At 42.0% G+C, this 26,611-nt stretch carries 24 protein-coding genes and 1 pseudogene; 15 read left to right on the top strand and 10 right to left on the bottom strand.

The window, feature by feature from the left end; all coding sequences use genetic code 11:
- The first annotated feature begins 216 nt into the window (after positions 1-216).
- From RRG12_RS26310 to RRG12_RS26300, 3 genes and pseudogenes are all read left to right on the top strand, one after another.
- Positions 217-471 (top strand): hypothetical protein, encoded by a 255-nt coding sequence (locus RRG12_RS26310; protein WP_420761205.1) that lies wholly within the window; start codon positions 217-219, stop codon positions 469-471.
- Between the two features lie 84 nt (positions 472-555).
- A pseudogene (locus tag RRG12_RS26305) lies at positions 556-3,658 on the top strand (phosphoenolpyruvate carboxylase).
- Between the two features lie 37 nt (positions 3,659-3,695).
- Positions 3,696-3,950, top strand: a complete 255-nt coding sequence (locus RRG12_RS26300; RefSeq protein ID WP_420761204.1) for a hypothetical protein — start codon at positions 3,696-3,698, stop codon at positions 3,948-3,950.
- 239 nt (positions 3,951-4,189) lie between these two features.
- Here RRG12_RS26300 and RRG12_RS26295 read toward each other — a convergent pair whose 3' ends face one another.
- On the bottom strand, positions 4,190-4,864 hold the full coding sequence (locus tag RRG12_RS26295) for a DUF1997 domain-containing protein (protein ID WP_069072034.1): 675 nt from the start codon (positions 4,862-4,864) through the stop codon (positions 4,190-4,192).
- Positions 4,865-5,041: 177 nt separating this feature from the next.
- Between RRG12_RS26295 and RRG12_RS26290 the strand changes: the two genes are divergently transcribed.
- Together RRG12_RS26290 and RRG12_RS26285 are read left to right on the top strand one after the other, a co-directional pair.
- Positions 5,042-5,701: an NAD(P)H-binding protein gene (locus RRG12_RS26290; RefSeq protein ID WP_069072033.1), complete on the top strand. Its 660-nt coding sequence runs from the start codon at positions 5,042-5,044 to the stop codon at positions 5,699-5,701.
- A 222-nt stretch (positions 5,702-5,923) separates the two neighbouring features.
- Positions 5,924-6,574, top strand: coding sequence for a glycoside hydrolase family protein (locus tag RRG12_RS26285; RefSeq protein ID WP_069072032.1), 651 nt, complete (start codon positions 5,924-5,926; stop codon positions 6,572-6,574).
- Positions 6,575-6,588: 14 nt separating this feature from the next.
- On the opposite strand, the gene menH is transcribed toward RRG12_RS26285, so the two are convergent.
- The 5 genes from menH to metG form a co-directional block, all read right to left on the bottom strand.
- Complete coding sequence (gene menH / locus RRG12_RS26280; RefSeq protein WP_069072031.1) at positions 6,589-7,407, bottom strand: 2-succinyl-6-hydroxy-2,4-cyclohexadiene-1-carboxylate synthase; 819 nt, start codon at positions 7,405-7,407, stop codon at positions 6,589-6,591.
- Positions 7,408-7,589: 182 nt separating this feature from the next.
- Positions 7,590-7,991 carry a metal-sensing transcriptional repressor gene (locus tag RRG12_RS26275; RefSeq protein ID WP_420761203.1) on the bottom strand — a complete coding sequence of 134 codons (402 nt, stop codon included), beginning with the start codon at positions 7,989-7,991 and terminating at the stop codon, positions 7,590-7,592.
- 160 nt (positions 7,992-8,151) lie between these two features.
- A complete protein-coding gene (gene lptC / locus RRG12_RS26270) occupies positions 8,152-9,360 on the bottom strand; it encodes an LPS export ABC transporter periplasmic protein LptC (protein ID WP_420761202.1) in 1,209 nt (402 codons plus the stop codon).
- On the bottom strand, positions 9,360-9,989 hold the full coding sequence (locus RRG12_RS26265; RefSeq protein ID WP_069072029.1) for an NYN domain-containing protein: 630 nt from the start codon (positions 9,987-9,989) through the stop codon (positions 9,360-9,362). The genes lptC and RRG12_RS26265 overlap by 1 nt, the downstream gene beginning before the upstream one ends.
- Before the next feature lie 166 nt (positions 9,990-10,155).
- Complete coding sequence (metG, locus tag RRG12_RS26260; protein ID WP_420761201.1) at positions 10,156-11,760, bottom strand: methionine--tRNA ligase; 1,605 nt, start codon at positions 11,758-11,760, stop codon at positions 10,156-10,158.
- A gap of 379 nt (positions 11,761-12,139) precedes the next feature.
- Between metG and RRG12_RS26255 the strand changes: the two genes are divergently transcribed.
- The 3 genes from RRG12_RS26255 (at position 12,140) to RRG12_RS26245 (ending at position 15,680) form a co-directional block, all read left to right on the top strand.
- Entirely contained in the window at positions 12,140-12,865 is a 726-nt protein-coding gene (locus tag RRG12_RS26255) for a lysophospholipid acyltransferase family protein (RefSeq protein ID WP_420761200.1), read from the top strand.
- Between the two features lie 96 nt (positions 12,866-12,961).
- On the top strand, positions 12,962-13,789 hold the full coding sequence (locus RRG12_RS26250; protein ID WP_420761199.1) for an alpha/beta fold hydrolase: 828 nt from the start codon (positions 12,962-12,964) through the stop codon (positions 13,787-13,789).
- A 724-nt stretch (positions 13,790-14,513) separates the two neighbouring features.
- Entirely contained in the window at positions 14,514-15,680 is a 1,167-nt protein-coding gene (locus tag RRG12_RS26245) for an EcsC family protein (protein WP_420761198.1), read from the top strand.
- Positions 15,681-15,740: 60 nt separating this feature from the next.
- On the opposite strand, the gene RRG12_RS26240 is transcribed toward RRG12_RS26245, so the two are convergent.
- Positions 15,741-16,979, bottom strand: a complete 1,239-nt coding sequence (locus RRG12_RS26240) for an RNA-guided endonuclease InsQ/TnpB family protein (RefSeq protein ID WP_420761197.1) — start codon at positions 16,977-16,979, stop codon at positions 15,741-15,743.
- Positions 16,980-17,435: 456 nt separating this feature from the next.
- On the opposite strand from RRG12_RS26240, the gene RRG12_RS26235 reads away from it, so the two are divergent.
- The 5 genes from RRG12_RS26235 (at position 17,436) to fabD (ending at position 22,380) form a co-directional block, all read left to right on the top strand.
- The gene (locus RRG12_RS26235; RefSeq protein WP_420761196.1) at positions 17,436-18,917 is read left to right on the top strand and encodes a leucyl aminopeptidase; all 1,482 of its coding nucleotides are present in this window, start codon (positions 17,436-17,438) and stop codon (positions 18,915-18,917) included.
- Between the two features lie 26 nt (positions 18,918-18,943).
- A complete protein-coding gene (locus RRG12_RS26230) occupies positions 18,944-19,099 on the top strand; it encodes a hypothetical protein (protein WP_420761195.1) in 156 nt (51 codons plus the stop codon).
- A gap of 57 nt (positions 19,100-19,156) precedes the next feature.
- On the top strand, positions 19,157-20,179 hold the full coding sequence (plsX, locus tag RRG12_RS26225) for a phosphate acyltransferase PlsX (RefSeq protein ID WP_420761194.1): 1,023 nt from the start codon (positions 19,157-19,159) through the stop codon (positions 20,177-20,179).
- A gap of 155 nt (positions 20,180-20,334) precedes the next feature.
- The gene (locus tag RRG12_RS26220) at positions 20,335-21,327 is read left to right on the top strand and encodes a beta-ketoacyl-ACP synthase 3 (protein ID WP_420761193.1); all 993 of its coding nucleotides are present in this window, start codon (positions 20,335-20,337) and stop codon (positions 21,325-21,327) included.
- Positions 21,328-21,498: 171 nt separating this feature from the next.
- Positions 21,499-22,380, top strand: coding sequence for an ACP S-malonyltransferase (gene fabD / locus RRG12_RS26215; protein WP_420761192.1), 882 nt, complete (start codon positions 21,499-21,501; stop codon positions 22,378-22,380).
- A gap of 36 nt (positions 22,381-22,416) precedes the next feature.
- Here fabD and RRG12_RS26210 read toward each other — a convergent pair whose 3' ends face one another.
- From RRG12_RS26210 to RRG12_RS26200, 3 genes are all read right to left on the bottom strand, one after another.
- Positions 22,417-22,554 carry a hypothetical protein gene (locus RRG12_RS26210; RefSeq protein ID WP_420761208.1) on the bottom strand — a complete coding sequence of 46 codons (138 nt, stop codon included), beginning with the start codon at positions 22,552-22,554 and terminating at the stop codon, positions 22,417-22,419.
- A 52-nt stretch (positions 22,555-22,606) separates the two neighbouring features.
- Positions 22,607-23,503, bottom strand: coding sequence for an indole-3-glycerol phosphate synthase TrpC (trpC, locus tag RRG12_RS26205; RefSeq protein ID WP_420761207.1), 897 nt, complete (start codon positions 23,501-23,503; stop codon positions 22,607-22,609).
- Between the two features lie 328 nt (positions 23,504-23,831).
- On the bottom strand, positions 23,832-24,014 hold the full coding sequence (locus RRG12_RS26200; protein ID WP_420761191.1) for a hypothetical protein: 183 nt from the start codon (positions 24,012-24,014) through the stop codon (positions 23,832-23,834).
- Positions 24,015-24,557: 543 nt separating this feature from the next.
- Here RRG12_RS26200 and RRG12_RS26195 point away from each other — a divergent pair.
- Together RRG12_RS26195 and RRG12_RS26190 are read left to right on the top strand one after the other, a co-directional pair.
- Positions 24,558-25,205 carry an RNA polymerase sigma factor gene (locus RRG12_RS26195; protein WP_420761190.1) on the top strand — a complete coding sequence of 216 codons (648 nt, stop codon included), beginning with the start codon at positions 24,558-24,560 and terminating at the stop codon, positions 25,203-25,205.
- Between the two features lie 207 nt (positions 25,206-25,412).
- Positions 25,413-26,072 (top strand): hypothetical protein, encoded by a 660-nt coding sequence (locus RRG12_RS26190; RefSeq protein WP_420761189.1) that lies wholly within the window; start codon positions 25,413-25,415, stop codon positions 26,070-26,072.
- The last annotated feature ends 539 nt before the right edge of the window (positions 26,073-26,611 follow it).

Here is a 26,611-nt window from a genome sequence, read left to right as displayed (position 1 = left end):
TAATTCTATATGACTGGCTGATAACTTGTCCTTTAAAACCGGACTCGCGTCCCAATGTGCTAATGTAACGCCCCTGGCCCCTGATAGGCGAAACAAACAACAAGCTTATCTCATTTCAACTCCATCCCTTAAATGTTGGAGTCATCTTAACTCCTAACTCTTAACTCCTGACTCATAACTCCTTTTGCCTCATATTCCCATAACCAAAAATTAGCAATGCCTCCTACCAACCAACAACCCGCAACTAACCCCACATCCAATTTGGATTTTTTTAGCATTCCCCAATCTTTCCTTTTACAAATAGGTACAGCGTCTATATTACTGCTGCTCATTACCGGAAAAACTACAGTAAGAGCACTAGAATCCATCGGGGAAGCCAGTGAAGAATTATTTCGAGGCGATCGCCTACCCAACCTCGACTTCCCAGATGAACACGAAATCAATCAAGATGAGAAGATATACACCAAATAATTATTTGCTCAGGAACAACCCGGTGAGCATTCAGTGCAAAACCTAGAACCGTAAACAGTAATTAGCTTTACAAGAATAGAGAATATGGGTTCCCTTTTATACTCTTCGTCTCAAACTGCGGATATATACCCGGTGTCGGAATTATTTTTGCGTCATCGTCTCCAGGTAGTGGAAGAATTGTGGGAGTCAGTTCTCCGGCAAGAATGCGGTCAGAATATGGTAGATTTGTTGCGGCAGTTGCGCGATCTATGTTCACCAGAAGGACAAGCAACAAATGACCAAGCATCCTCAGCCGTTAAATTAATTGAACAACTAAATATCAACGAAGCAATCCGTGCGGCTCGTGCTTTCGCTCTATATTTTCAGTTGATCAACATCATAGAGCAGGAATACGAACAACGGCAGCAATTGAGTCGCTATGAAGCAGAAACAGAGCCTACAGACGCAGAAAGAGCATCTAATGTCAATTACTCGTCCAATCAAAGAGAAGATGATGCGCCTGTTAGCAAGGGAATCGCAGCAGAATTGCTGGCAAAAAATTATCTAGAAAAAGCGCAAGTCAAACCAAAAGGGACTTTTGCTGCTTTATTTCCCTATTTATTCAAACTGAATGTACCACCCCAGCAAATTCAACGTTTAATTGCACATCTGGATGTGCGTTTAGTTTTCACAGCGCACCCGACGGAAATTGTTCGCCATACTATCCGGGATAAGCAGCGCCAGGTGGTACAACTCTTGCAAAAGCTGGATACCTTAGAAAACCATTTTGGTACTACAGCCGGGGGATATGCTTGGGAAGCAGCAGATGTCCGCGAACAATTGCTCGAAGAAATTCGCCTGTGGTGGCGCACAGATGAACTGCACCAGTTCAAACCTACGGTGCTAGATGAAGTAGATTATGCCCTGCACTACTTCCAAGAAGTTTTATTTGATGGCATTCCCCAACTTTATAAACGTTTCAAACATACCCTATCCAATACCTTTCCTTGGCTAGAACCACCGAGTAAAAACTTTTGCTCTTTCGGTTCTTGGGTAGGCTCAGACAGGGATGGGAATCCATCAGTCACACCCGAAATTACCTGGAAGACAGCTTGCTATCAGCGCAAAATGGTGATCGGGAGATATATTCAGTCAGTGAAAAATCTGATTGAATTGTTGAGTGTGTCGATGCACTGGAGTGATGTTTTACCAGACTTACTGGAATCTCTAGAATTGGATCAGTCCCAGTTGAGCGAAGTTTATGACGCACTGGCGCTGCGTTATCGACAAGAACCCTATCGGCTCAAACTAGCTTATGTGCTGAAACGGCTGGAAAATACTCGCGATCGCAATCTAGCTTTATACAATCGAGAAACGCCAAAAAATCAAGATAGCCCCCTGTATCTTTCCGGAGCCGATTTTTTAGCAGAACTGCGGATGATTCAGCGCAACTTGACAGAAACAGGTTTAAGCTGTCGAGAATTAGAAAATCTCATTTGTCAAGTAGAAATTTTTGGTTTTAACTTGACACAGCTAGATATTCGCCAAGAATCATCCCGCCACGCCGATGCGCTGAATGAAATCCTGGAATACCTGCAAATATTACCTCAACCTTACAACGAACTCTCTGAGGAGCAAAGAGTCGCTTGGCTCACAGGAGAACTGCAAACCCGTCGGCCATTAATTCCGGCAGAATTGCCATTTTCCGAAAAAACCAACGATGTAATTGAAACCTTTCGCGTCGTGCTAATCGCTCCAACAAGAATTTGGTCTAAATATTTGCCAAACTTACATTATCAGTATGTGCCGCGACGTGAGCGATGTGCTGGAAGTGTTGCTGTTAGCCAAAGAAGCCAGACTTTTTGACCCCGCCATTGCTGTAGGAACTATTCAAGTTGTCCCCCTATTTGAAACAGTAGAAGACTTACAACGCTCCAGAAGCGTCATGCGGAAACTGTTTGAACTGCCGTTATATCGCGCCTTATTAGCCGGCGGCTACGAACAAACAAAAGCAGAAGATACCGATGAAAATTCATCCTCCCCTGCCTCCCCTGCCTCCCCTGCCTCCCCTGCCTCCCCTCCCCCCTCCCCCCTCACCCCCAACTTGCAAGAAGTAATGCTGGGGTATTCTGACAGCAACAAAGACTCTGGTTTTTTAAGTAGCAACTGGGAAATTCATAAAGCCCAAAAATCACTGCAACAAATAGCAGAAGGCTATGATCTAAATTTGCGGATTTTCCACGGACGCGGCGGTTCTGTGGGACGCGGTGGCGGCCCTGCTTACGAGGCGATTTTGGCTCAACCCGGTCATAGTATCAATGGGCGAATCAAGATTACCGAACAAGGAGAAGTTTTGGCTTCTAAATACTCCTTGTTGGACTTGGCTTTGTACCACATGGAAACCATCACTACAGCTGTGATTCAAGCTAGTCTACTGCGGACAGGGTTTGATGATATTGAACCCTGGAACGAGATTATGGAAGAATTAGCAGTGCGATCGCGTCAACATTATCGTGCTTTAATTTACGAACAGCCTGATTTTGTTGACTTCTTCCACCAAGTAACCCCAATTGAAGAAATAAGCCAGCTACAAATTAGCTCTCGTCCAGCCCGCCGTCCATCTGGTAAAAAAGATTTAAGCAGTCTGCGAGCTATTCCTTGGGTATTTAGCTGGACACAAACTAGATTTTTGCTGCCTTCCTGGTACGGTGTTGGCACGGCTTTACAAGAATTCTTGAACGCAGAACCAGAAGAACATTTGAAATTGCTGCGCTACTTTTATGTTAAGTGGCCCTTTTTCAAGATGGTGATTTCTAAGGCTGAAATGACCTTGGCAAAAGTAGATATGCAAATGGCACATCACTACGTCCAAGAATTGTCAAAACCAGAAGATCAACTTCGTTTTGCCAAAGTTTTTGATCAAATTGCCAGCGAGTTTTATCTCACAAGGGATTTGGTGTTAAAAATCACCGATCACAATCAACTGTTAGATGGTGATCCTGTATTGCAACGATCTGTGCAGTTACGCAATGGCACAATTGTCCCCTTGGGATTTATCCAAGTTTCACTACTCAAGCGCCTACGCCAGTCCTTAAACACTACTGCTACTTCTGGAGTTATCCATTCTCGCTACAGCAAAGGTGAGTTACTGCGAGGAGCATTGTTAACTATTAATGGTATTGCAGCAGGGATGAGAAATACAGGTTGATTGGGCATGGGGCATGGGAATAAGGGACAAATGACAAATGACAAAAAATAGAATTTTAATTTGCACTTTTTTGGCATTGTCATTAGGTTTTTTTGGTGCTTACACCAGTGGGCAAATTACCATAATGCTGCATAGCCAAAAATGCCAAAACCAACCTTGGGGTTTAAAGGAGATGTGTAACGCTTGGATGACACCAGGAGCAATATGGCAAGGTAGCACAACAGGACTATGGACAGGCACTATTTTAGGGGGGTTTATTGGTGGTTTGGTGACGCGACAAGCTCGTGATTAGTCTGTTGACTAATTAATCAAGCGTGAATTCGACGAACCTCTCCTTAACTTGAACTTTAGTTAAAGTCTGTCCCTTTGCACTTGCAAGTCGGTTTGGTTAAGAAAGTTATCTGTTGAGGTGAGCAGGGAAAGAAAAATTGCTAATAAACTTTCTTTCTTACCCTGCCTCACTTTCTTATCCGAATTGTATTGTCCCCACTTGTGACTATCCATTAGTCAGATTTTTCTTAACACTTTCGTTCACCGCTTTTGCCTAGAATTGGTATTAAAGGGTATGTCCAAAGATTTATGAAAATCTTCCTGAACTTTGCGAGTTAAGCGGCGGGAGACTTGGCGGACGATTTGGTTAAGTACGCGATCGCCTGTAGATTGAACTAGAGACTTGGGTAATCGCTGAATAAACCTAGGAAAGTGAATATAAACTATTAAATCTAATTCCCATTCAACTCTTGTAACCTCCCCAATACTAGAGGAAACATCCGTTTCTATTAACTTGAGAGCTGCGTGGTAGTCTACGTCATAACCAGGCGGCTGATAGTCAGGAATGGGGATTGTACGGATGCGGTAAATACCTTCCTCTGGGGGCAATAATTCTAAACCAATTTTCGGTTCTACTTCATAACCGAAAGAACCAAAACGACCAATTACTAAAGCATAGCCATTTTCCCCAAGTGATTGTACCTTCATAGGTTCAGCGCAGCGCGAAAACCATGAGGCGTGAGCATTGAGATACTCAGCAACCTTCTCTGCTGGGGCAGCCATTTCCATACAGTCTTGATAACGACCGTAAAATTTTGTGAGCGTTGCTACATTTGCTTCTGTTAATGTTTCCTTAGCTTCTTCTTGGGTGGAGGCTACAGGTAAAACGGCTTCTGTTATTTCCCAGGATTTATATTCGCTTTTTCTTGAAAGCATAAATGCATTACTGTATACTTTGGCGTTCGTCTATATTAATGATTCCCCACGCGCCTGGGTCATTTCGCATTCAAATCCCATTTTACTGAAACCTCATTAATCTGCCATCAACTCCATAGAATTACTAAAATAAAGAACTGAACAAGCACACAATAGTTTCCCAGGATAGCATTTCTCATGAAAGCATTTGTAGCAGGGGCAACGGGTGAAACAGGTCGCCGGATTGTGCAAGAATTGATAGCGCGGAATATTCCCGTCCGAGCCTTGGTGCGGGATATAGAGAAAGCTAGGGGTATTCTCTCTCCTGAAGCCGAATTAGTTGTAGGCGACGTTTTACAACCAGAAAGTCTGGCTGCTGCGTTGGGAGATAGCACAGTTCTGTTGGTTGCAACTGGCGCAAAACCGAGCTTTGACCCCACTGGCCCCTATAAAGTGGATTTTGAAGGGACTAAAAATTTAGTAGATGCTGCTAAAACAAAGGGAATTGAACATTTTGTCTTAGTTTCTTCTTTGTGTATTTCGCAGCTTTTCCATCCACTGAATTTGTTTTGGCTGATTTTGTTGTGGAAAAAACAAGCTGAGGAGTATATCCAAAAAAGTGGTCTGACTTATACGATTGTGCGACCTGGTGGCTTGAAGAATGAAGATAACCTCGACCCCATTGTGATGCAGAGTGCAGATACACTGTTTGAGGGTAGCATCCCCAGGCAGAAAGTCGCCCAAGTTGCGGTTGAGGCGCTGTTTGAAGCTGATGCACGGAATAAAATTGTCGAAATTGTTGCCAAACCTGAAGCTAGCTCCAAAACTTTTGGGGAATTATTTGCTAACGTTGCGTAATCAATCAGTGAAGAGTTAGGAGCAACACGCGCTAGGGGGCGCATCTATGCGCCCCCTATGAACAGTCGGTATGTATTGTCTGAAAATGAACTTTGCCAGAATGAGCGCGTCAATTATTGTTGTTAGCAAACAGAGCAAATTTGAAGGAGTTAGACTCTGAAAGGCTTTGAATTCAAGGGTGTTGAAAAACTTATTGGCCCAATAGCCGCGCTTCTCGGCTTTGTGTATTTGTTGCAATGGTATATTGGAGACTTGCGATCGCCTTCTGATCCCGTTTTTAGAGACCAACAGCCGCCTTTGGTGATGAAACAGGGCGACCCCTATATCCGCGCTTTAATGCGAACTATCTCGGCGAGTGAGGCTAGTGGGAACCGTCCCTATTCGCTGTTATACGGTGGACAGCAAGTTAATGACCTCAGCCGACATCCTGAGATATGCGTCACAATTGTCACAGGCCCCAACACAGGTAATTGTTCTACTGCTGCTGGCAGATATCAAATTATCAACATTACTTGGTATCGTTTAGCCCCCACTTATCATCCAAATCCAATGCAGATGATGTTTTGGACTGGTTATAGTTTTGAAGCAGAATATCAAGATGTAGTAGTTTACCGATGGTTAAATGATTCTAAAGTTTGGGGAGTTGATATTTCTCAACTGTTGCGTCAGGGAAAGATAAATGATGTTTTGCGGCGACTCTCTCCCACCTGGACAAGTTTAGGATATGGGATAGAAACTAATTCTGTTAGTAGCTCTTTACCTAAGATTTATCAGAAAATGTTGCAAGAAGAATTAACCGCAATTAATCAACCAACAGCCCCGAATTTGACACCATCCCCAACTCCTTCTAGCAAGGCAATAAAGAAGCAGTGAAGTTATCTTAATTTTTAACTTGCTGCGGACAAAAAATCTTTTATATTTTCCACAAATGCCAAGGTGTTTTCAAAGTGGATATTATGCCCAGCATTATCAATTATTCTCATCTGGGCAAATTCACATCTTTTAGCCATTTCTGTATTAATAGATATAAATTTTTTATCATATTCACCAACTAATAAGAGAATAGGAATTGTATTATCTTTTAGCTTTTCCCATAAAGAGGGTTGGTATCCAGTACCCATAAAGCGCAGTGACTTATCTAATTCCTGGGGATTGTTCTGTAACCTAATTTCTACCATGCGATCGTATTCTGGATGATTTTTGATACAAGCAAAAATCGGCTGATCATACCAATGTGATAAAAAAGTGGCAAAATCGTTTTTTTCAAAACTTCTTGTTACCTTTCTACCTATTTGCGTATCAAGTTTAATGCGTTCTAATCGTTCTGCTTCTGTTGGCAAACCTGGTGAAGCTGACTCTAGTACAACTTTATGAAAACGTTCTGGAAAATTCAGGGTGAGATATAAAGCTAATCTTCCACCCATTGAATAACCAACTAAAAAGCATTTGGCAATTTTTAACTCATCCAGCAAGTTGATTAATGCATGGGCAGTATTTGTTATTGTATAGTAATCATCCCCAGCCAAAACTTGGGTTTTGCCATGTCCAGGGAGATCAATTGTTAAATAGGAAAATTCATCAGATAGTAATTTTATAGCTTCATCAAATTCATTTATATTACCCATGAAACCATGCAGAAAAAGAATCAGTGGTTTTTCTGGGTTGCCCATGAAAGAATAGTAAAATTGATATTTTTCTCTTACCATAGTCTACTTAAAAACCATCTTTCTTGGCTGCACAGCATATTATCTTATGGAGTAAGCTTATTTAAGCATACGAGGAAATGAATTAAAATAGGTTGCTAAAAGTTTGCAACATAATATTGCTAAGGTAAATATCATGATGCACTATTGAATAGCGAATGTATCCTACATTATTTTTTTAATTTTTAAGGTAAAAATCGATCTAAAGCAGCTTTTAACTGTTTAATTTCAAGGTCAATATTACCTTCTTGTGCGGCTCTACCAATGCACTCGGTTAAATGTTCATCCAAAACAATTCGCGCTACCCGATCCAATGCGCCTCGGACTGCGGCAATTTGCAGTAAAACATCAGGACAAGGGGTACTTTGCTGCACCATTGCCTTAATACCACGAACATGTCCTTCTATACGCGATAATCGATTGACAATTCGCCGTAGAGATTCTTCACTATGGACGTGAGAATGAGCTAACTCTCCAGTCCCATGAGTATGATCTGTCTGCTCTTGCTCTGTATCATGATGGTGGGAATGTTCTGCTTGCTGGGGTGTTGGCAAGGATTCCTTACCTAATCTGTTTGATCCATTCATGGGTTATCAAAGGACTTGTAGTACTAAAATCCTAGCCTAGTACTCGACCAACCCAAAATTTATGAGTGGGGAGTGGGGAGTGGGGATGAGGGAGATTGAGAATAACTACTATAAACAATGCCCAATGCCCCATGCCCAATGCCCAATGCCCCTAACTCCACTACTGACGATTGGCTCTTTCTTGGGGAATAATCTCCGTTACGACCCTACCGCTAGGACTGCCACCTTTGACAACAATATTTTCTGTTTGCAGATTACCAACGGCTGTTTCACCCACAAAATTTATTTGTGGGTCAACTTGCCGATAAAGCACATTTCCCTGAGCTTCAACTAACTTATTGTCTAAATACCAAGTTAATGAATTGGATCTTAGAGACTGGCGACGCTGACCAACGGCGTTGACGTTACCTGTTAAATAAACAATTTTTCGCGGTATTATCATTTGACCTTGATTGGATGTCACTGTGACATTTTCGGTACGGTGGAACATTCGTGTGGGCGAGTGTGTGGTAATATTTTCTGTGTTCATGTTCCAGGTCATAGAGTTACTAGCTATTTGCAGTGGCGGGTCTAGTAATTCTAGTTGGGCATTTTTCTGGACAGTGGCAATTTTTGTTTTTAAGTTGACTTCGGCATAATTTCCCTTGCCGCGATCGCTAATTTTATTATCTTTGTAGCGATCAATTTCTATGGGGCGATCGCCAATCAGTTTTTCTTCTTTAATATTCCAGATCAAATGCTCGGTTCTAACTTGTAATTGGGGATCAGCTGAATTCGCTACTACTCCTCCAGAAAATTCCATTCGCTGTTCGCGGGTTTTAACTCGCGCTTCTTTCGCCACTGCTTGTAGTTGTTTATGAGTGCCGTTAATCTGGTTGCGGACAATCAACAAATCTTCTTGGGGCCGCCATTCTAATTCATTGCCTTGCAATACAATTCCATTACTAGGGTCTGTGGCAAATATCTTGCCTTTAAGAAACAACTGCTTCCCATCTTGCTCAATGTCTGCTACATCTGCCTTGATTTGGTAAACTACTTTGCCATCTTGGTATAGTTCACCATAAGGACTTTCAGCCTGACCAATTTGTTTTTCTTTGGTGTATTTTGCAGTTTTAGCCCTGACTTTCCAAATGGGTCTTCCCACTTCATCTGCTTGTTCTAGGGTGACATCAAAGAAAGTCAAATCGCTATCTGGATTAGATGAATCCGCAGTATTTTGTTGGGAAGCTGGAGGGGATTTACCCCCGCAAGCAACTAAACCAAATACCAAGAAAAAGGTCAAAGGTAAAATAAGAAAAGAGGGAGTGGAGGAGAAATTTTGAATTTTTCTCTTGCCCCATCTCCCCTTTTGATGAAATTTATACGCCATTATTCTTGGATTTCTAGGTGTCCATCACTACTTCTGGGGTCTTCTAAAAAACCGATACCAGATAAAGGCCGGTATGGATAACTTTGGCGAGGGGTTTTTTGAATATCCTCTTTGATGGCTTCTAAATCGATGTAGCGATCGCTTACATTAATTAAGCTGTCACTGGTCATCGATCGCAAGCTCACTACTTCTACCCGCACGCCACGATAGCTCACTGAATTAACTGCATAAGCTAAATCCCCATCACCGCTGACTAAAACTGCGGTATCATAGGAATCTACTAGTGCCATCATATCGACTGCTATTTCTACATCCAGGTTAGCTTTTTTAGAACCATCTGGTAGCTGGACTAAATCCTTAGCAATGACTCGATAGCCATTGCGACGCATCCACAGCAGAAAACCCTGTTGCTTCTCGTTTGTCCGGTCTACACCAGTGTAGAAAAAAGAACGCAACAGTCTGGAACCTCCAGTTAATCGGCACAATAGCTTGGTGTAGTCGATTTCGATTCCTAGTTGCAGTGCAGCGTAAAATAAATTTGAGCCATCTATAAATATGGCAACCCTACCCCGATTCTCCAAAACTTGTTCTGGCGTAAAGATCGAATCGTTTTCCAAATTATTCAACATCATTGTGATACCTCAATTTTTATCCCTGTTATTTTTGATACAAATTACCAACTTTTAGATGCTAGTCACAGCGGCTTATGATAATGTTCCGAGGCTAATTTAAATTCAGCCCCGATAAATTTTTTGAGAAAATAAGAGATTGAACAAAATCAGACTTTGATAAGGACTAATCGTTTTTCGGGGGTTCTATTCGCTTAAAAATAGGTTTGGGTGTACCCAACTCTTGTTTACTGGATAGTATTCCCCATGTAGCATGGGTGGCAAAAGGGGCAGTAACCGAACTTTGTATTTGATCGTTGAAGTTTATTCCGAAGCCCAGCTGCTGATAAATATCGCTACTGATGTTCGGAATAATTGGGGATAGCAGATAAGCTGCTAGTCTAACTGATTCTAGAACTGCGTAGAGAACCTTTTCCACCGACTCTTGCTGTCCCTGTTTATATAATGACCAAGGAGCTTGTTCATCAATAAACTTATTACTGGCTTGCACCAATGAAAGGATAGCCCCGCAGGCTTGATTGAAAGCTAGCTCTTGGTATGCTTGTTTCACCTGTTCCCCTAGACGTAAACCAATTGCTTTCAAAGGATTTTCGTCAGGAATCGCTTCATTGCCGATTGATGGGACTTTATTCTCAGCGCAGTATTTCTTCACCATGTTCAAGGTGCGATTGAGCAAATTACCTAAATCATTTGCCAAATCTGCATTCAAAACATTGATGAACCTTACTTCATTAAAATCTCCATCTTTGCCAAATTCGATTTCCTTAAGGAAGTAATAACGAACGGCATCACTACCATAGCGCTGAACTAACGCGATAGGATCAAGGGTATTACCCAGACTTTTGCCCATCTTCTGCCCGTCTTTGGTCAAAAAGCCATGCCCAAATACTCGCTCTGGTAAGGGTAAGCCAGCCGACAACAGCATTGCGGGCCAGTAAACTGCATGGAAGCGGAGAATATCTTTACCAATTAGGTGCAGGTTGATTGGCCACCATGTTTCTAAAGCATTTGCTAAAGTTGGTTCTGCATCTGGTTCTAGTAATGCTGTGACATAACCTAGCAGCGCATCAAACCAGACATAAAGGGTGTGCTTGGGATCAACTGGTACGGGAAAACCCCAATCTAAATTCACCCGCGAAATGGAAAAGTCTTGCAACCCTTGATTGACAAAGCTGAGAACTTCGTTGCGCCGACTTTCTGGTTGAATAAAATCTGGTCTTGATTGATAAAATTCTGTCAGCTTATTTTGATATTTGGATAAGCGGAAAAAATAGTTTTGTTCGTCTCGCCATTCAACTTCTTTGTTAGTATGAATTGGGCAACGGTGTCCTTCTAATAGATCCCGTTCTTCTTTGAATTCTTCACAGGATACGCAATACCAGCCTTGTTGTTGTCCCTGGTAGATATCACCAGATTCCCAGACTCGCTCAAAGAATTCTTTGACGATCGCTTCATGACGAGGTGCAGTAGTCCGACTAAAGCGATCGTATTGTATGTCTAGTAACTGCCATAAACTCACAAAGCTAGGGACAATTTCATCACAAAACTCTTGTGGTGCTTTGCCTAAACTTTCTGCTGATCGCTGGATTTTTTGCCCATGTTCATCTGTACCTGTAATTAGTAATACCTGATTTCCTAGTAGTCTGTGAAATCGCGCAACTACATCTGCTGCGATCGTCGTATAAGCACTGCCTATATGAGGAACATCGTTTACATAATACAGGGGTGTTGTTAGTGCAAATGTCAATTCTTTTTTATTCACTAGATTCATACAAAATAAAAATTAACTTATTAAAACGTTTTACACCTTAGCTTTCAGCGGCAAAACCACGCAATTATACAATATTATTCTTATTTTTTCCAATAACATCTTTATACTAGCAAATTTATTAGGTCAATAATTGTTTTGTAATATGCATCAATTCAGCTATTTTTGCCTAAAAGATGAAAATTGACTAATCATAATTTTTTTGAATACTTTCTATTAGATATTATTGTGATCAAAAATACATAATTGAGAACATAGAAAATTTAGCTGCTTTTGTAGATTAGATATTTCTATCTTAAGACGGTCATGGCAATAGTAAAGAAATGTAAAAATTAAATTAAGATAAGCTGCCATATTTACCGGAAAAATATATTGATTAGGTATGAGTCGAAATAGCCCCCTAGAGATTTCTCGTGCTTTGGTGGCTGCATTTTCAACGCAAATGTTTCGCTATTACGAAGACCGCATTCCCCAGGATGCCAGCGTGTTGGTAGTTAGCAATCACCGCAGCTTTATGGATGCACTGATTTTAATGGCGGCGTTATCGAATCCGATTCGCTTTGCTTGCCATCACTATATGGGACAAGTGCCAGTCATGCGGGAGATTGTCACTGGACAATTGGGGTGTTTTCCTTTGGAGGAGACTCAAAACCGCCAGCAAAGCTTTTTTTCGCAGTCGCAGTTGCTATTGCAGTCTAAGCAGATGGTGGGAGTATTTCCAGAAGGGACTGAACCAATGGTGAAATTTACTCAGCCAAACCAGGTGAGTGAGTTTCAGCGCGGGTTTGCCCATTTGGCATTGCGGGCTGATGTGCAGGATTTAGCTATTTTACCGATCGCGATCGCCTCCTTAGAAGAGGTAAACACGAATGGCTTCCCATTAAGGCTTTTGAGTGTATTTGACCCCTCAGAACCTTTATTTAACCAAAGTGGTTGGCATCCTTTGGTAATTTATCGTCGGGTTGCAGTGTTAATCGGTCGTCCTTATTGGATTACGCCCCAACATCATCAAAAATATCATGGCAAACAAGCCAGAACTGTTGTGGCTGAACTGACAGAACACTGTCATGGTGAAATTAGTAATTTACTGCGTCAAGGTTGCTATTAGAGTCGTTCGATTTGGGATTTTGGATCGTCCGAACAATCAACAGTTAAAAAGTTTTATACCATTAACAAATGACCATTGACTACTGACCAATGACTAATGACTATCTCTGAAGTTGAGTTAAAGCCTTGTTTCCTGACTCCTGAACGAGTACAGCCAGAGTATCCCTTATTGGTATATTTGCCAGGAATGGATGGAACAGGTCAACTATTGCGATCGCAAACCACAGGATTAGAAACTGGCTTCGATGTCCGCAGTTTGGCGATCCCCCGCAAAGACCTTAACAGTTGGGATGTGCTAACTAAAAGTGTCTTGGACTTGATCCACGCAGAATTAGAAAAAAGCTCTCAGAGAGCAGTTTACCTGTGTGGTGAGTCCTTTGGTGGTTGCTTGGCAATGAAAGTAGCAATCCAAGCACCTCACTTATTTAAGCGAATTATCCTAATTAACCCAGCTTCATCCTTTCAGCTTCGCCCTTGGTTGCATTGGGCATCCCAACTAACCTACTTAGTACCATCAGGGTTGTATGATGTTGGCGCACTAGGGTTGTTGCCGTTTTTAGCATCTTTGCCACGCATTTCCCGGAGCGATCGCCATGATTTGCTAAAAACTATGCGTTCTGTACCATCAGAAACCGTTCTTTGGCGATTGTCTTTACTGCGAGAGTTTAATATTGACGAGGAACAATTAAGTCGCTTAACTCAACCAGTTTTGTTGATTGCCGGTGGTAGCGATCGCCTTTTGCCTTCTGTAAGTGAAGTCAAGCGCATAGGGAATATCCTACCAAATAACAAGATTGTGGTATTGCCCCATTGCGGACATGCTTGCTTGCTAGAGCAAGATACTAATCTCTATGAAATTCTTAAAGATAACGAATTTTTAGAAAGTAATGCTGATATCAGTACCGAGTTAGAGGTGAGAGGATAGGGTGAGGTGCGATCGCATCAAATTGGGATATTTCTACCCGCGTTTCTCATCTGATGCTGGTGGTTTGACTTTGTTTTCATTCTCTTCCTAGATCAAACGCGGGGATTTGAGGATGTTTTAAAAGTCCTCTGGTCGGTAGCAAAACGTTTTAGATCCCCCTAAATCACCCGATAAATTGGGGGACTTTTAGAGACTTTGCCCTCCTTTTTAAGGCTACGGTGTATACACAAGTTATAGAATCACAACCAGTCTGTCGGATTACCCCACCCTAACCCTCCCCTTGTAAAGGGGAGGGAACTGGATTTTCTATTTCCCCCCTTGCCAAGGGGGGATTAAGGGGGGTAATTCGACTTGTGTGTACACCGTAGCCTTGCATTGGGGAGGGAACTGGATTTCTTGTTTCCCCCCTTGCCAAGGGGGGATTAAGGGGGGTAATTCGACTTGTGTGTACACCGTAGCCTTGCATTGGGGAGGGAACTGGATTTTCTGTTTCCCCCCTTGGCAAGGGGGGATTAAGGGGGGTAATTCGACTTGTTTATACACCGTAGCCTTGTTAAGGGGGGTTGGGGGGATCAACAAGTGCCTAAAATTACAGCAAACCACTTTTAAAACAAGAAAATAGTTAATCTGAAACTGATAATTATGTTTATAGAGGGATGTAGAGCCGCTCAGGATTCGCTAAAAGAAAGAGAGAGGCTTTAGAGATAGAGAATGGTGTCAAAGAATGGCAGACAAACCCCAAGAAATAGAAGTGAAAAAATCAGGTAATTCACCCACAGAAACTTCAAAAGTCGGAATTCAGGCTCAATCATCAGTAGAAAATGAACCATCTATAATAGAGTCTTTTGTTAAAACTGTTGCTGATACTGGCATGGCAGTTTTAGACACAGTAGTGGGTGTGGGAGAAGCCACCGCGAAACAAACACACAAGTTAATTGAGCAAACAACTCAAACTAGCGGTCAGTTTGTTAACCACCTCAGCCAAAATTGGCTGATTAGAAAAGTATCTGGAGTGTTAAATCTTAACTGGCTAATTGGTAGTACTGACATTATTGATTTAGAAAAAGCAGAAGCGGCAGTAAAGAAGCTAAAGCAAAAGTATCCCAATGAATCAACTAGCCAGATTGCTCACCGAATCATGCTGGCAAAAGCAACTAAAGCTGGCACTGTTGGACTAGCAACTAGTATTTTGCCGGGAGTAGCAGTTGCATTGTTGGCAATTGATTTAACAGCAACAACAAAATTGCAATCAGAAATGATTTATGAGATTGCATCTGACTATGGGCTAGATTTAAAAGATCCTGCCCGGAAAGGCGAAGTTTTGGCAATTTTTGGTTTGGCTTTGGGTGGAGGCCGTTTATTAAAAGCTGCTGGATTAGGGTTGCTGCGAAATGTACCTTTTGCTGGTGCAGCGATCGGAGCTAGTTCAAATGCGACGATGATCTATTCATTGGGGTATGCTGCTTGTCGATTTTATGAAGCCAAGCTGGATGAATCAACATCCCTCGAATCGCCAGAGACATTGGCAACCTTGAAAGCCGAAAGCGAAAAGTATCTCGAAAGTGCGATCGCTCAACAAACTCTCATGGATCAAATCTTAGTCCACATGATCCTAGCCAGTCATCCAGAAAAGACTTGGGAAGAAATTTTGCCAGAATTAAAAGCTGTAAACATCAGTCCTAAGTCCTTAGATGCCATTGCCCAAAATATCAAATCACCCCAACCTTTAGATGTACTGTTAAATCAGCTAAATCGTGATTTTGCCATACCTTTGTTAGCTCAGTGTTACAAAATTGCCCAGGCTGACAATCAGACTACACCAATTGAGCAAGAAATAATCTCAGCGATCGCCAGCAAATTTGACATTGACACAAATACAATTGGGGCATAGGGAATTGGGCATTGGGCATTGGGCATTGGGCATGGGGTAGGAATTGACATCCTCCCCACCCTACTTCGTAGAGGGTGGGGATTCCAAAGATCGCTCTTTAGGTTTCCTCTTTCCACGAGTTGATTTGCTTGAAGGAGTTTCCTCACCCAAGTATTGATCAGGCTCTCCGGAGGCGTTAGTTCCGACGTGACCCGCCGTACTTAATCCATGAGCTAATATGTTCCGTGCCGCATTCCAATCCCGGTCTTGGGTGTGTCCACAATGAGGACAAACATGAGTTCTGGTACTAAGAGTCTTTTTGACAACTTCACCACAATTCGAGCAATTCTGCGAAGTGTAATGAGGTGGGACTGCAACAGTCACTACACCAAAAACCTTGCCGAAATACTCAACCCATTGCCGGAACAACGACCACGAAACGTCATTAATCGATTTAGCCAAGCGATGATTCTTGACCATATTCCGCACCTGCAAATCTTCATACGCCACGAGGTCGTTAGACCTCACCACGCACCTTGCTGTCTTAACAGCAAAGTCTTGACGCTGGCGACTTACTTTGAGGTGAAGACGAGCAAGTTTATTTCTAAACTTAATTCTGTTTTGAGAACCCTTTTTAGTCTTAGACATCCGGCGTTGCAATCGCCTCAAAGACTTCTCGCTCTTGCGAAGATGTCTAGGATTAGCGACTGTATCCCCGTTACTATCGGTGTAGAAGTGGTTCAAACCAACATCAATACCAATAGTTTTACCCGTTGGCTCTCGCCTTTCTATTCGCTCTTGGTCAATGCAAAATTGGCAATAATAGCCATCTGCACGACGTACAACCCGCACTCTTTTAAAGTGTTTAAGTTGGTAGAAATGCAAGTCACGAGTTCCCCAGAGTTTGAAAGTTCCCGCTTTAAATCCATCGCTAAAAGTGATGTGTCTGCGGTCATCAGAAAGTCGCCACCCACAGGTTTTGTACTCAACAGAACCGTGGGTTTGTTCCTTCTTGAACTTTGGAAATCCCTTTTTTCCAGGTTTACCTTTTTTGCAGTTATCAAAAAACCGAGCAATCGCAGACCACGCTCTTTCAGCACTGGACTGTCTTGCCATTGAGTTCAGCTTCGATACCCAAGGAAACTCAATACTGGCTGCAAGTACAGCGCAAAATTTATTTAGGTCATAGCGTCCAATGCCCTTATTGTCCATCCAGTATCTAAGGCAACTATTACGCACAAAACGAGCAGTTCTGATTGCTTCATCAAGCGCTCGATACTGCGAGTCTTGTCCATCAAGTTTTGCCTCGAATACGAGCATTTATGTCTAACTTTGGCACATAAAAAATATATCATGATTGTTAAAAACTTAGCTACTATGCAGATTCTATTTCGCTAACGCTCAATATCAATCCGCATAGTGCTGAGTTTTTAACCGCTTTACATCCCCCGCCTACGAGATGTTGAGGCGGGGATCTTACAGCGATTCGATAAATAAAGTACAGTTCATTCATCGCTTCATTAACGAGTATCAAAGACTCATTAACGGAGTTCTGAGGTGGATTAATGAGTATCAAAGACTAATTAACGGAGTTCTGAGGTGGATTAATGAGTAACAAAGACTCCCTTAGAAGTCCTATTTATACCAATTTGCTAAATTATAGCCACTGATCCCTGCTCCCCAATGCCCAATGCCCAATTCCCCATGCCCAATACCATGAAACAAGAATTTTGAGCAATACTGGTACAGGAAGGAATATTTACAAAAAATCCCAAAATGACAATTCAACTTAGTGATAAGCCTTTGCTAGAGTGGGCAGGCGATAGTTTGGCAATTGGATTATTTGAAGATGCAGTAGAGTTAACCGGAGAACTGGCAACTTTAGATCAAAAGTTTTCTGGGGTTTTAAAAGAACTAATTACAGAAGAAGAATTTAAAGGGAAAGCTAACAGTGCAATCTTCACCCGTGTAAATGCTGATAGCCCAGTGCGTAAATTGATTATCGTAGGTTTAGGAAAACCAGATGCACTAAAACTCGACACTTTGCGACGCGCGGCGGCGGCTGTAGCCAGGGTAGGAAAAAAGCAAAAAAGCAAAATTCTGGGATTTAGTTTTCCATTGTGGAACAATGATCCAGCCGCTAGTGCCCAAGCGATCGCAGAAGGTGTGGAATTAGCGCTTTACCAAGATATTCGCTTTAAATCAGAACCAGAAGAGAAAGGTTCACAAATAGAAACCGTAGATTTACTAGGATTTGGTGGACAAGAAGCAGCCATCACCCGCGCCAATCAAATCGTTTCTGGGGTAAATTTGGCACGGCAGTTAGTAGCAGCACCAGCTAACGCAGTAACACCAATTACTTTGGCGGAAACTGCCCAAGCGATCGCAAAAGAGTACGGTTTACAAGTAGAAATTTTAGAAAGAGAAGACTGTGAAAAGTTGGGTATGGGTGCTTTTTTGGGAGTAGCGCAAGCTTCCGAATTGCCACCTAAATTCATTCATCTGACTTATAAACCAGAAGGTACACCCAAAAAGAAACTAGCAATTATTGGCAAAGGTGTAACCTTCGATTCTGGTGGACTCAACATTAAAGGTGCTGGTAGCGGCATCGAAACCATGAAAATGGATATGGGCGGTGCAGCTGCTACCTTGGGCGCGGCAAAAGCAATTGCTCAAATTAAGCCAAATGTTGAGGTTCACTTTATCTCGGCGGTAGCTGAAAACATGATTAGCGGTCGCGCCATGCGTCCTGGAGACATTCTCACAGCATCAAACGGCAAAACAATCGAAGTGAACAACACCGATGCTGAAGGACGTTTAACCCTAGCAGACGCCTTGGTGTATGCCGACAAATTGGGATTAGATGCGATCGTTGATTTAGCTACCTTGACTGGTGCCAACGTCATTGCCTTGGGTGATGATATTGCCGGATTGTACACTCCCGATGATGCTGTCGCTTCCCAAATCGAGAAAGCTGCCCAAAGTTCAGGAGAAAAGATTTGGCGGATGCCAATGGAAGAAAAATATTTTGAAGGGCTAAAATCTGGGATCGCGGACATGAAAAATACAGGCCCGCGTCCAGGTGGTGCTATTACCGCTTCCCTTTTCCTTAAACAATTCGTTAAAGAAACTCCTTGGGCACATTTAGATATTGCTGGCCCAGTGTGGGCAGATAAAGAAAATGGCTACAACAGCGCAGGGGCAACTGGCTACGGTGTTCGGACACTAGTTGATTGGGTACTGGATGCTGGGGAATAGGGAGTGAAGAAGGGAATAGGTGACAGGTGACAGGTTACAGGTTACAGATTATTCGCTATCACCTGTCACCTGTCACCTATCCTCTAATCCCAATCCCCAATCCCCAAATTCGTGCTATCTTGAGCTTGCCAGTAAAAATTGTTGCAATAGTAACAGAAATAATTTGGCTGTCAGAAAGTTAAGCTTTTTCGGGCATTGCCATCTGGTAAAATTTGTAAGGTTTCTAGAAGCTCTTAGCAATGAGATCGACTCGCGTAAGGATCGCAATTGACGCAATGGGAGGGGATCACGCACCCGGTGAAATCGTTGCTGGCGCATTGCGAGCACGGGAAGAATTGGGTGTAGATATATTGTTGGTTGGTGATCCCCAACAAATAGAAGCTGCCTTGCCACCAAAAACAAGTTTAGGGCAGATGGAGATCGTGACTGCACAGGAAGCGATCGCAATGGATGAGGAGCCTTTAAACGCAGTTAGACGCAAACGCAAGGCTTCTATTAATGTGGCTATGGATTTGGTCAAGCAGGAAAAGGCAGATGCCGTATTTTCTGCCGGCCACTCTGGGGCAGCTATGGCATCAGCTTTGCTCCGCTTAGGACGATTGCCAGGAATTGACCGCCCAGCCATAGGGACAGTTTTTCCCACGATTGTTGCTGGTAAGCCAGTACTGGTACTTGACGTTGGGGCAAATGTAGATTGCCGTCCCAAGTTTTTAGAGCAGTTTGCCGTCATGGGATCGGCTTACAGTCAATATGTCTTGGGTACAACCGAGCCTAAAGTGGGTTTGCTGAATATCGGTGAAGAAGACTCTAAGGGCAACGATGCAGCCGTCCGCGCCCACCAACTGCTGCGCGAAAATTCCCAAATTAATTTTATTGGCAATGCCGAAGGGCGTGATGTGCTTTCCGGTCGCTTTGATGTGATTGTCTGTGATGGATTTGTCGGGAATGTATTATTAAAATTTGCCGAAGCCGTCGGAGAAGTAATTCTGCAAATTCTGCGGGAAGAATTACCCCAAGGATTGCATGGTCAACTCGGTTCAGCACTCTTAAAACCAAACCTGAAGCGGGTTAAACAGCGAATGGATCATGCAGAACATGGTGGTGCTTTGCTGTTAGGCGTGGCAGGAGTCTGTTTTATCGGTCACGGTAGCTCCCAAGCACCTTCGATTTTTAATGCAATTCGGATGGCAAAAGAAGCTGTTGACAACCAGGTAATACAACGAATTCAGTCCCAATATATCCTAGAGCGCGAGAGCGGTTAGTCATTGGTCATTAGTCATTGGTCATTAGTCATTGGTCATTAGTCATTGGTTATTTGTAAAGGACAACTGGCAAAGGACAAAGGACAAAGGACAACTGGCAAAGGACAAAGGACAAAGGACAAAGGACAAAAAGCTGATAGCTTGGGAGATTAGGAGTGCAAAATTTAGGCATAGCAATTATCGGAAGTGGCTCGGCAGTACCAGCAACTTCACTACATAATCAGACATTAAGTGAACTAGTTGAAACATCAGACGAATGGATAACCACAAGAACTGGAATTCGTCAACGGCGATTAGCGCTGCCGTCTGAGTCCTTGAGTGTACTCGCCACTGCCGCTAGCAGTCAGGCGATCGCAGCTTCGGGCATTAAACCAGAAGAACTAGACCTGATTCTGCTAGCGACTTCCACCCCCGATGATTTGTTTGGTAGTGCTTGTCAAGTACAGGCTCAATTGGGAGCTACTAATGCAGTGGCCTTTGACTTGACAGCTGCCTGCTCTGGCTTTGTGTTTGGTCTGGTTACAGCAGCCCAATACATTAGAACAGGTGTCTATAAAAATGTACTGTTGATAGGAGCAGATATCCTCTCTCGCTGGGTAGATTGGCAAGATCGGCGCACTTGTGTACTGTTTGGTGATGGTGCTGGGGCAGTAGTATTACAGGCTGACAAAAGCGATCGCTTATTAGGATTTGCACTTAAAAGTGATGGCACTCAAAACCATCACCTTAATCTTGCCTACGCAGGCACTTCCCAAGAACTGCTCACTGGTGTAAATATCACCAAAGGCACTTACCAACCAATTACTATGAACGGCAAAGAAGTCTACCGCTTTGCTGTGCAAAAAGTGCCAGAAATTATTGATAAAGCATTGTTTCAAGCTAACCTCAGCGTTGACCAAATAGATTGGCTGCTGTTGCATCAAGCCAATCAACGGATTATCGATGCCGTTGCCCAACGCCTAAATATCCCAGAACATAAAATTATCAGTAATCTTGCCCAGTACGGCAATACATCTGCGGCTTCCATCCCCTTAGCTTTAGATGAAGCAGTACGGCAAGGTAAAATTAAACCCAATGACATTGTTGCTACATCAGGCTTTGGTGCCGGTCTTACCTGGGGCGCGGCAATTTTTAAATGGGGAAGATAATATTTTGTCCTTTGTCATTAGTCATTTGTCCTTTGTTAATGACCAATACAACTCTTCTCCCAAGGGGAGACGCTACGCGAAGGAGAGGCTGTGCCAACGGCAAAGCTAAGTACAAATGATAAATGACCAATGACTAATGACTAATGACCAATGACCACTGACTATTGACAAATGACAAAAACTGCATGGGTGTTTCCCGGACAAGGTTCCCAAGCGCTGGGAATGGGAATGGACTTATTAGATATACCATCCGCTAAAAACAAATTTGCCCAAGCTGAGGAAATTTTGGGCTGGTCTGTAACAGAAATCTGTCAAAACGAAGAAGAAAAATTATCACAGACGCTATACACTCAGCCAATTCTTTATGTGGTAGAAAGCATTCTTGCTGACCTTCTTCGAGAACGAGGACACCAGCCAGATTTAGTTGCGGGTCACAGTTTGGGAGAATATTCTGCCCTTTATGTAGCGGGTGTCTTTGAGTGGTCGGCTGGTTTATATCTAGTAAAGCGTCGTGCAGAACTCATGGATAGTGCCGTCGGTGGTATGATGGCAGCTTTGATGAACTTTGACCGTGAACAGTTGGAAAAAGTCATTGCCGAAACGCCTGATGTAGTGCTGGCAAATGACAATAGTCCGGCTCAGGTGGTAATTTCAGGCACGACTGAGGCTGTACAAGCAGTGATGACTCAAGTTAAAGCAAAGCGTGCGATTCCCCTAAAAGTTTCTGGAGCATTTCATTCACATTTAATAGCACCAGCGGCGGCTGAATTCCAAGACATTCTAGAATCTGTAGAATTTCAGCCAGCTGTTGTACCAGTTTTGTCTAATGTAGAACCAATTCCGTCTATTGATGCCAAGATTTTAAAGCAGCGCCTAAACCAACAAATGACTGGTTCTGTAAGATGGCGAGAAATTTCTCTACAATTACCAGCTAACGGCATTGAGCGAGTGATGGAAATTGGCCCTGGTAAAGTCCTAACTGGCTTGGTTAAACGTAATAGCCCTGATTTAATATTACAAAACATCCAGAGTGCTGCTGATTTACCCGTTTAAGTTTTTTTAGCTTCTACTACTCAGTCTCTCGATATCCTAATCAGTTATCACTTCAATTGCTGGACGTTGTTCGTTTGCTTTGAGGCGATGTTTGAGAATTAAAATCGTACTATTGATACCTTCGTAGATATTAAATGTAAATGGCAAGCCGAGTCGTGGAAAGAGAAAGCCCAAAAAGTTATTCTTGAAATCTCCCGCTAACCTGACGGTGTAGTGGGAGAGGGTGTCAATTTGGAGTATCCCTTTTGAGCAAATGACGGACAGCCTGCTCGATATCGTTTTCTTTAATTAAAGACTCTCCCACTAATACTGCATTTGCACCAGCTTCAGCTACCAGAGATAAATCAGTGTGTGCATATAATCCAGATTCGCTAACAACTGTGACACCCAACGAGAGCAACTGCGATTTCCTAGCTGTCAAAAGGTTTTGAGTAGTGCTAATGTCGATTGTAAAGTCTTGTAGGTTTTGATTATTAATTCCGATTAAGCGAATGTCGTTTAGTTTTAGCACCCGATCCAGTTCAGCTAAAGTATGAATTTCTACTAAAGCATTCATTCCTAAATAGTGAATCACCCGCAAAAAATCTTGGAGTTCTCTGTCTGTGAGAATTGCTGCTATTAGTAGTACTGCATCTGCGCCTGCGGCCCTGGCTAAATAAATTTGGCAGGGGTCGATAATAAACTCTTTGAATAATAAGGGCAATGCCACTCGCTGGCGGATGGCATTCAGAATCTTGAAACCACCGTCAAAAAATGACGCCTCAGTTACTACTGATATACAAGCTGCACCACCTCGTTCAGATGCCTTGGCGATCGCCACTGGATCAAAGTCTGCACGGATCGACCCATGACTAGGTGAGCCTTTCTGCACTTCTGCAATTAAGCTGGGTCGGTAAGGGCATTGCTGCAAGGTAGTCAAGAAATCTCGCACCTTTGGTGCAGCAATTAACTGGCGTTGCAACGAAGCCAAAGACATCTGTTGGTGCAATTGTGCAACTTCTTGCTTTTTCTGCCACACAATCTCTCTGATAATTGGTTGCAGAGGGGTAGTATTAACGGCGCTAGAATAAATCATAAATCTGAGAAAAATTTGGGATTGAGGACTGAGAAAGGCTGAGAAGATAACGCTGTATTGGTGTAGGGTATCTTTGCTAGGCAGAAGTTTTAACTCTCTAGCTGTAAGATGTTTCGATTACTCATAAAACCTCTGTGGATGGATATAGGCTTGGATACTATCCTGGGAATAATCTTCGGGTTCCACTTTTCTTAGTGCAACTTCAGACCGCATATAATTCTTTACAGCGTGTCTTTTTTTGTTGTTATCGCGGTATAAATCCAACAAAAAACCCCAGCTAAATTACTGAGGCCTGAGAGAGAAATCATGGCAAGAAATTATGGTAGACACCGATACGAAAGCAAAAAATCTTAGCTAACACCCAAGGCAATCAAAACTAGACTGATGACAAGTAATGTAGCGAATGCCCCTTGGAGTGAGTAGCGATAGTATATGGTGGTGTGGAGAAATTACTAGGGAAGACAGCAAATAAGTTGAAGTATTTATGAGCGGCAACCGATTCACCGCTACTAACGTTAACAAGCTCTTCAGTGGAAATCTCTAAATCGATAATCTGCATATTATATACTCCTTAATTAATAGAATGAGAGCGAAAAGTGAAGTGGCACTTTTTTAGAGTAGAAAGAGATGTAAAGCTCCTTTTCTATCTATCTGTGAAATTGATAATGGACGGTTCCTATTTCCTTTAACGCACAGCCAATGCCAAATATTCCAAAACGGACATATCTATCTTTTGACTGAGTTTTATCTCTCTTTTGACCAAGGCTAATATTTTGGCTTTGACAACAATAAGTAAGTAGATTGATCAGCAAATAAAGAATGAGAAAGTTGACATTCTTGTAATAAAAATTATTTTAATTTTATGTCTAATGTTTTGCTTTTTAAACTTGATTTTTTAGTTTTTTTTAAATAAAAATTATATTATAAGTTTGGTGGTTTTTTGCTAATTTATCACCTGAATAATTTTGTAAAAATTAATTCTTGTGGTATGAGATCATGGCAAAAATACAGAACATAAAATTACAGTCATGTAGTTAGTATATGTTCTGAGGTATTCCTTCCACTGAATTATCAAATTAATTTTGTCCCAACCCAAATACTTATGCTATTAAAACAGAAATCATTGTCTGATTATCAAGATATTTTGGTCGGCTTAAATTATCGCCAGAGATTAGAAAAGATTGCTCGTAAATATACTAGGGGCACAGGCTTATCCTGGGAAGATGCTGTTCAAACTGCTTATTTAAAAGTCTTACAGGCTTTTCAAGCTGGAAAGTTTCGACAAGGGGAAGCGGAACAGTTTTATTACTGGGCTGTTACTGTGGCTCGATGTGTGATTATTGATTTTCTTCGTAAAGAAAGTCTGCGGAAGTGCCAAAGCTTAGATTCTAATATTCCTGGAACAGATATAACCCTGTTAGATACAATTCCTGATGAATTTAGCACGTTAGAAGCAACAGAGCGTGCAGATTTAATTCTGAAAGCATTAGAGGCTATTTATCAACTTGATAGAGACTATCCACAGCGAAAGTATCTCAAATTATGGCAAGGTAAGGTTGATGGTAAAACACAAACTCAACTGGCTGCTGAATTGAGAATTAGCCAGGGTGAAATATCCAAGCGATGGCAGGAACTCTTAGGGCGCATAGCTGAGTCATTGGGACTATTGAAAATTCCAGATGTCAAATGTAAAATGCAAGAGACTTCTCAGCCAAAGAAAGCAGTCACTCGCTCAACAAAGCAATGGTAAGCTAATAAAATTTTGCCTGATACCTGACCATCAATATTATAAATGTCAGCATATTTGGAACCGTTAATACGTTAACTAATATATAAGTTCAATAAAATCACATCTTAAATACTGGTTTGGCTCCTCAGTCACCCGTGTTTTAAATTACTAATTATTTATATATGCCAATTTAAGTAAATTCATATTGTTAATAGGTAGCGTTTTAATATGTTAATGCCACAACCTGGGGAAATTTGGGAAGTAAGTCGCTCAGTACAAAGTCCTCTAAAGTTCTCAAGTCAAGAGCAACAGAGTTTGTATTCCCTCGCGGCACAAACTTTTTTAGCAGGCAACTCACCACCGCGCTATGTAATGATTGTCAAGGAACCTGAACTATCCATAGGAATAGAGGAGCAGTGGTTGATTGTTTCTGTAATGTTGCTCTCAGCAGAAACAAATTTTATTAGTGATGTAGATTTGCTGATTCCTGGCGAAATATCTGGATTAGTCCAAGATTTTTTAGCTGAGACTTGGCATATTATTCCTGCGCTAGTTTGTAACTTACTACAGCCAGTTGGTAAACGAATTTCCCGCCAGATTTATGATTATCTGCTGACGGTAAGAGATTATCATCATGGGTTAGTTTGTCAACTACCAACAATATCAGAATCAGAAATCCAGTTCTTAGGATTAACAAATGAGAACTTACGCCCTGCAAACAATTCAAAAATTCAAGATTTTCATCAAGTAGAAGAAGCTTGGAGTGATGTATTGACAGTTCCAGTAGGAGCTTACCATACTTATTTGAAAAGTATAAAATTTACAAATACAGTGTTAGATGAGGCATTGCAACTAGAACAAGATTTGCAACTTGATATTGACGATTAAAAATTAGGCCTTGCTGAGTGGAAATATGAATTTGTAGCACCCAGAGGCACAGAGACTAAGAGTTGAGATGAGTTGGTTTTTGAATTTCATATTCAAATTCAGCAACGCCAAAAATTAAACTCTAAGTAAATGGGCGTGAATAATAAAAGGTTTGTATAGCGATTTTTATTTGAATGAGGTACAGGGGTAGGGTAGCACAACTGTGCTACCCTACGAGGATCTATATTCATCTGTGGTTAATTATTTTTTTCTGTACCTTAGCTGTACAAGAGCCGATTACTACGAGCCAATTTAATTAATATTACATTGATTTTTTCTGGAAACCAACAGGCAGGGATGAGATTTTCAATCATCAAGTTGTGGCAAATGACAGACTCGCTAATCTCACCACTACTAACGCCTGCTGGATGGCATGTCAGGTACACAAGATGGAAAAACTTTGACTGGATTTTCTCCAAGTATAGAGAAAAATTACCATTTGTATACACAAGTGTATATAAGAATCCTACTTGAATCTTGCTCAATATAGTGAGAAGTTA

The sequence above is a fragment of the Nostoc sp. CALU 546 genome (assembly GCF_048836525.1).
This window is presented reverse-complemented; position numbering and strand designations above follow the sequence as displayed.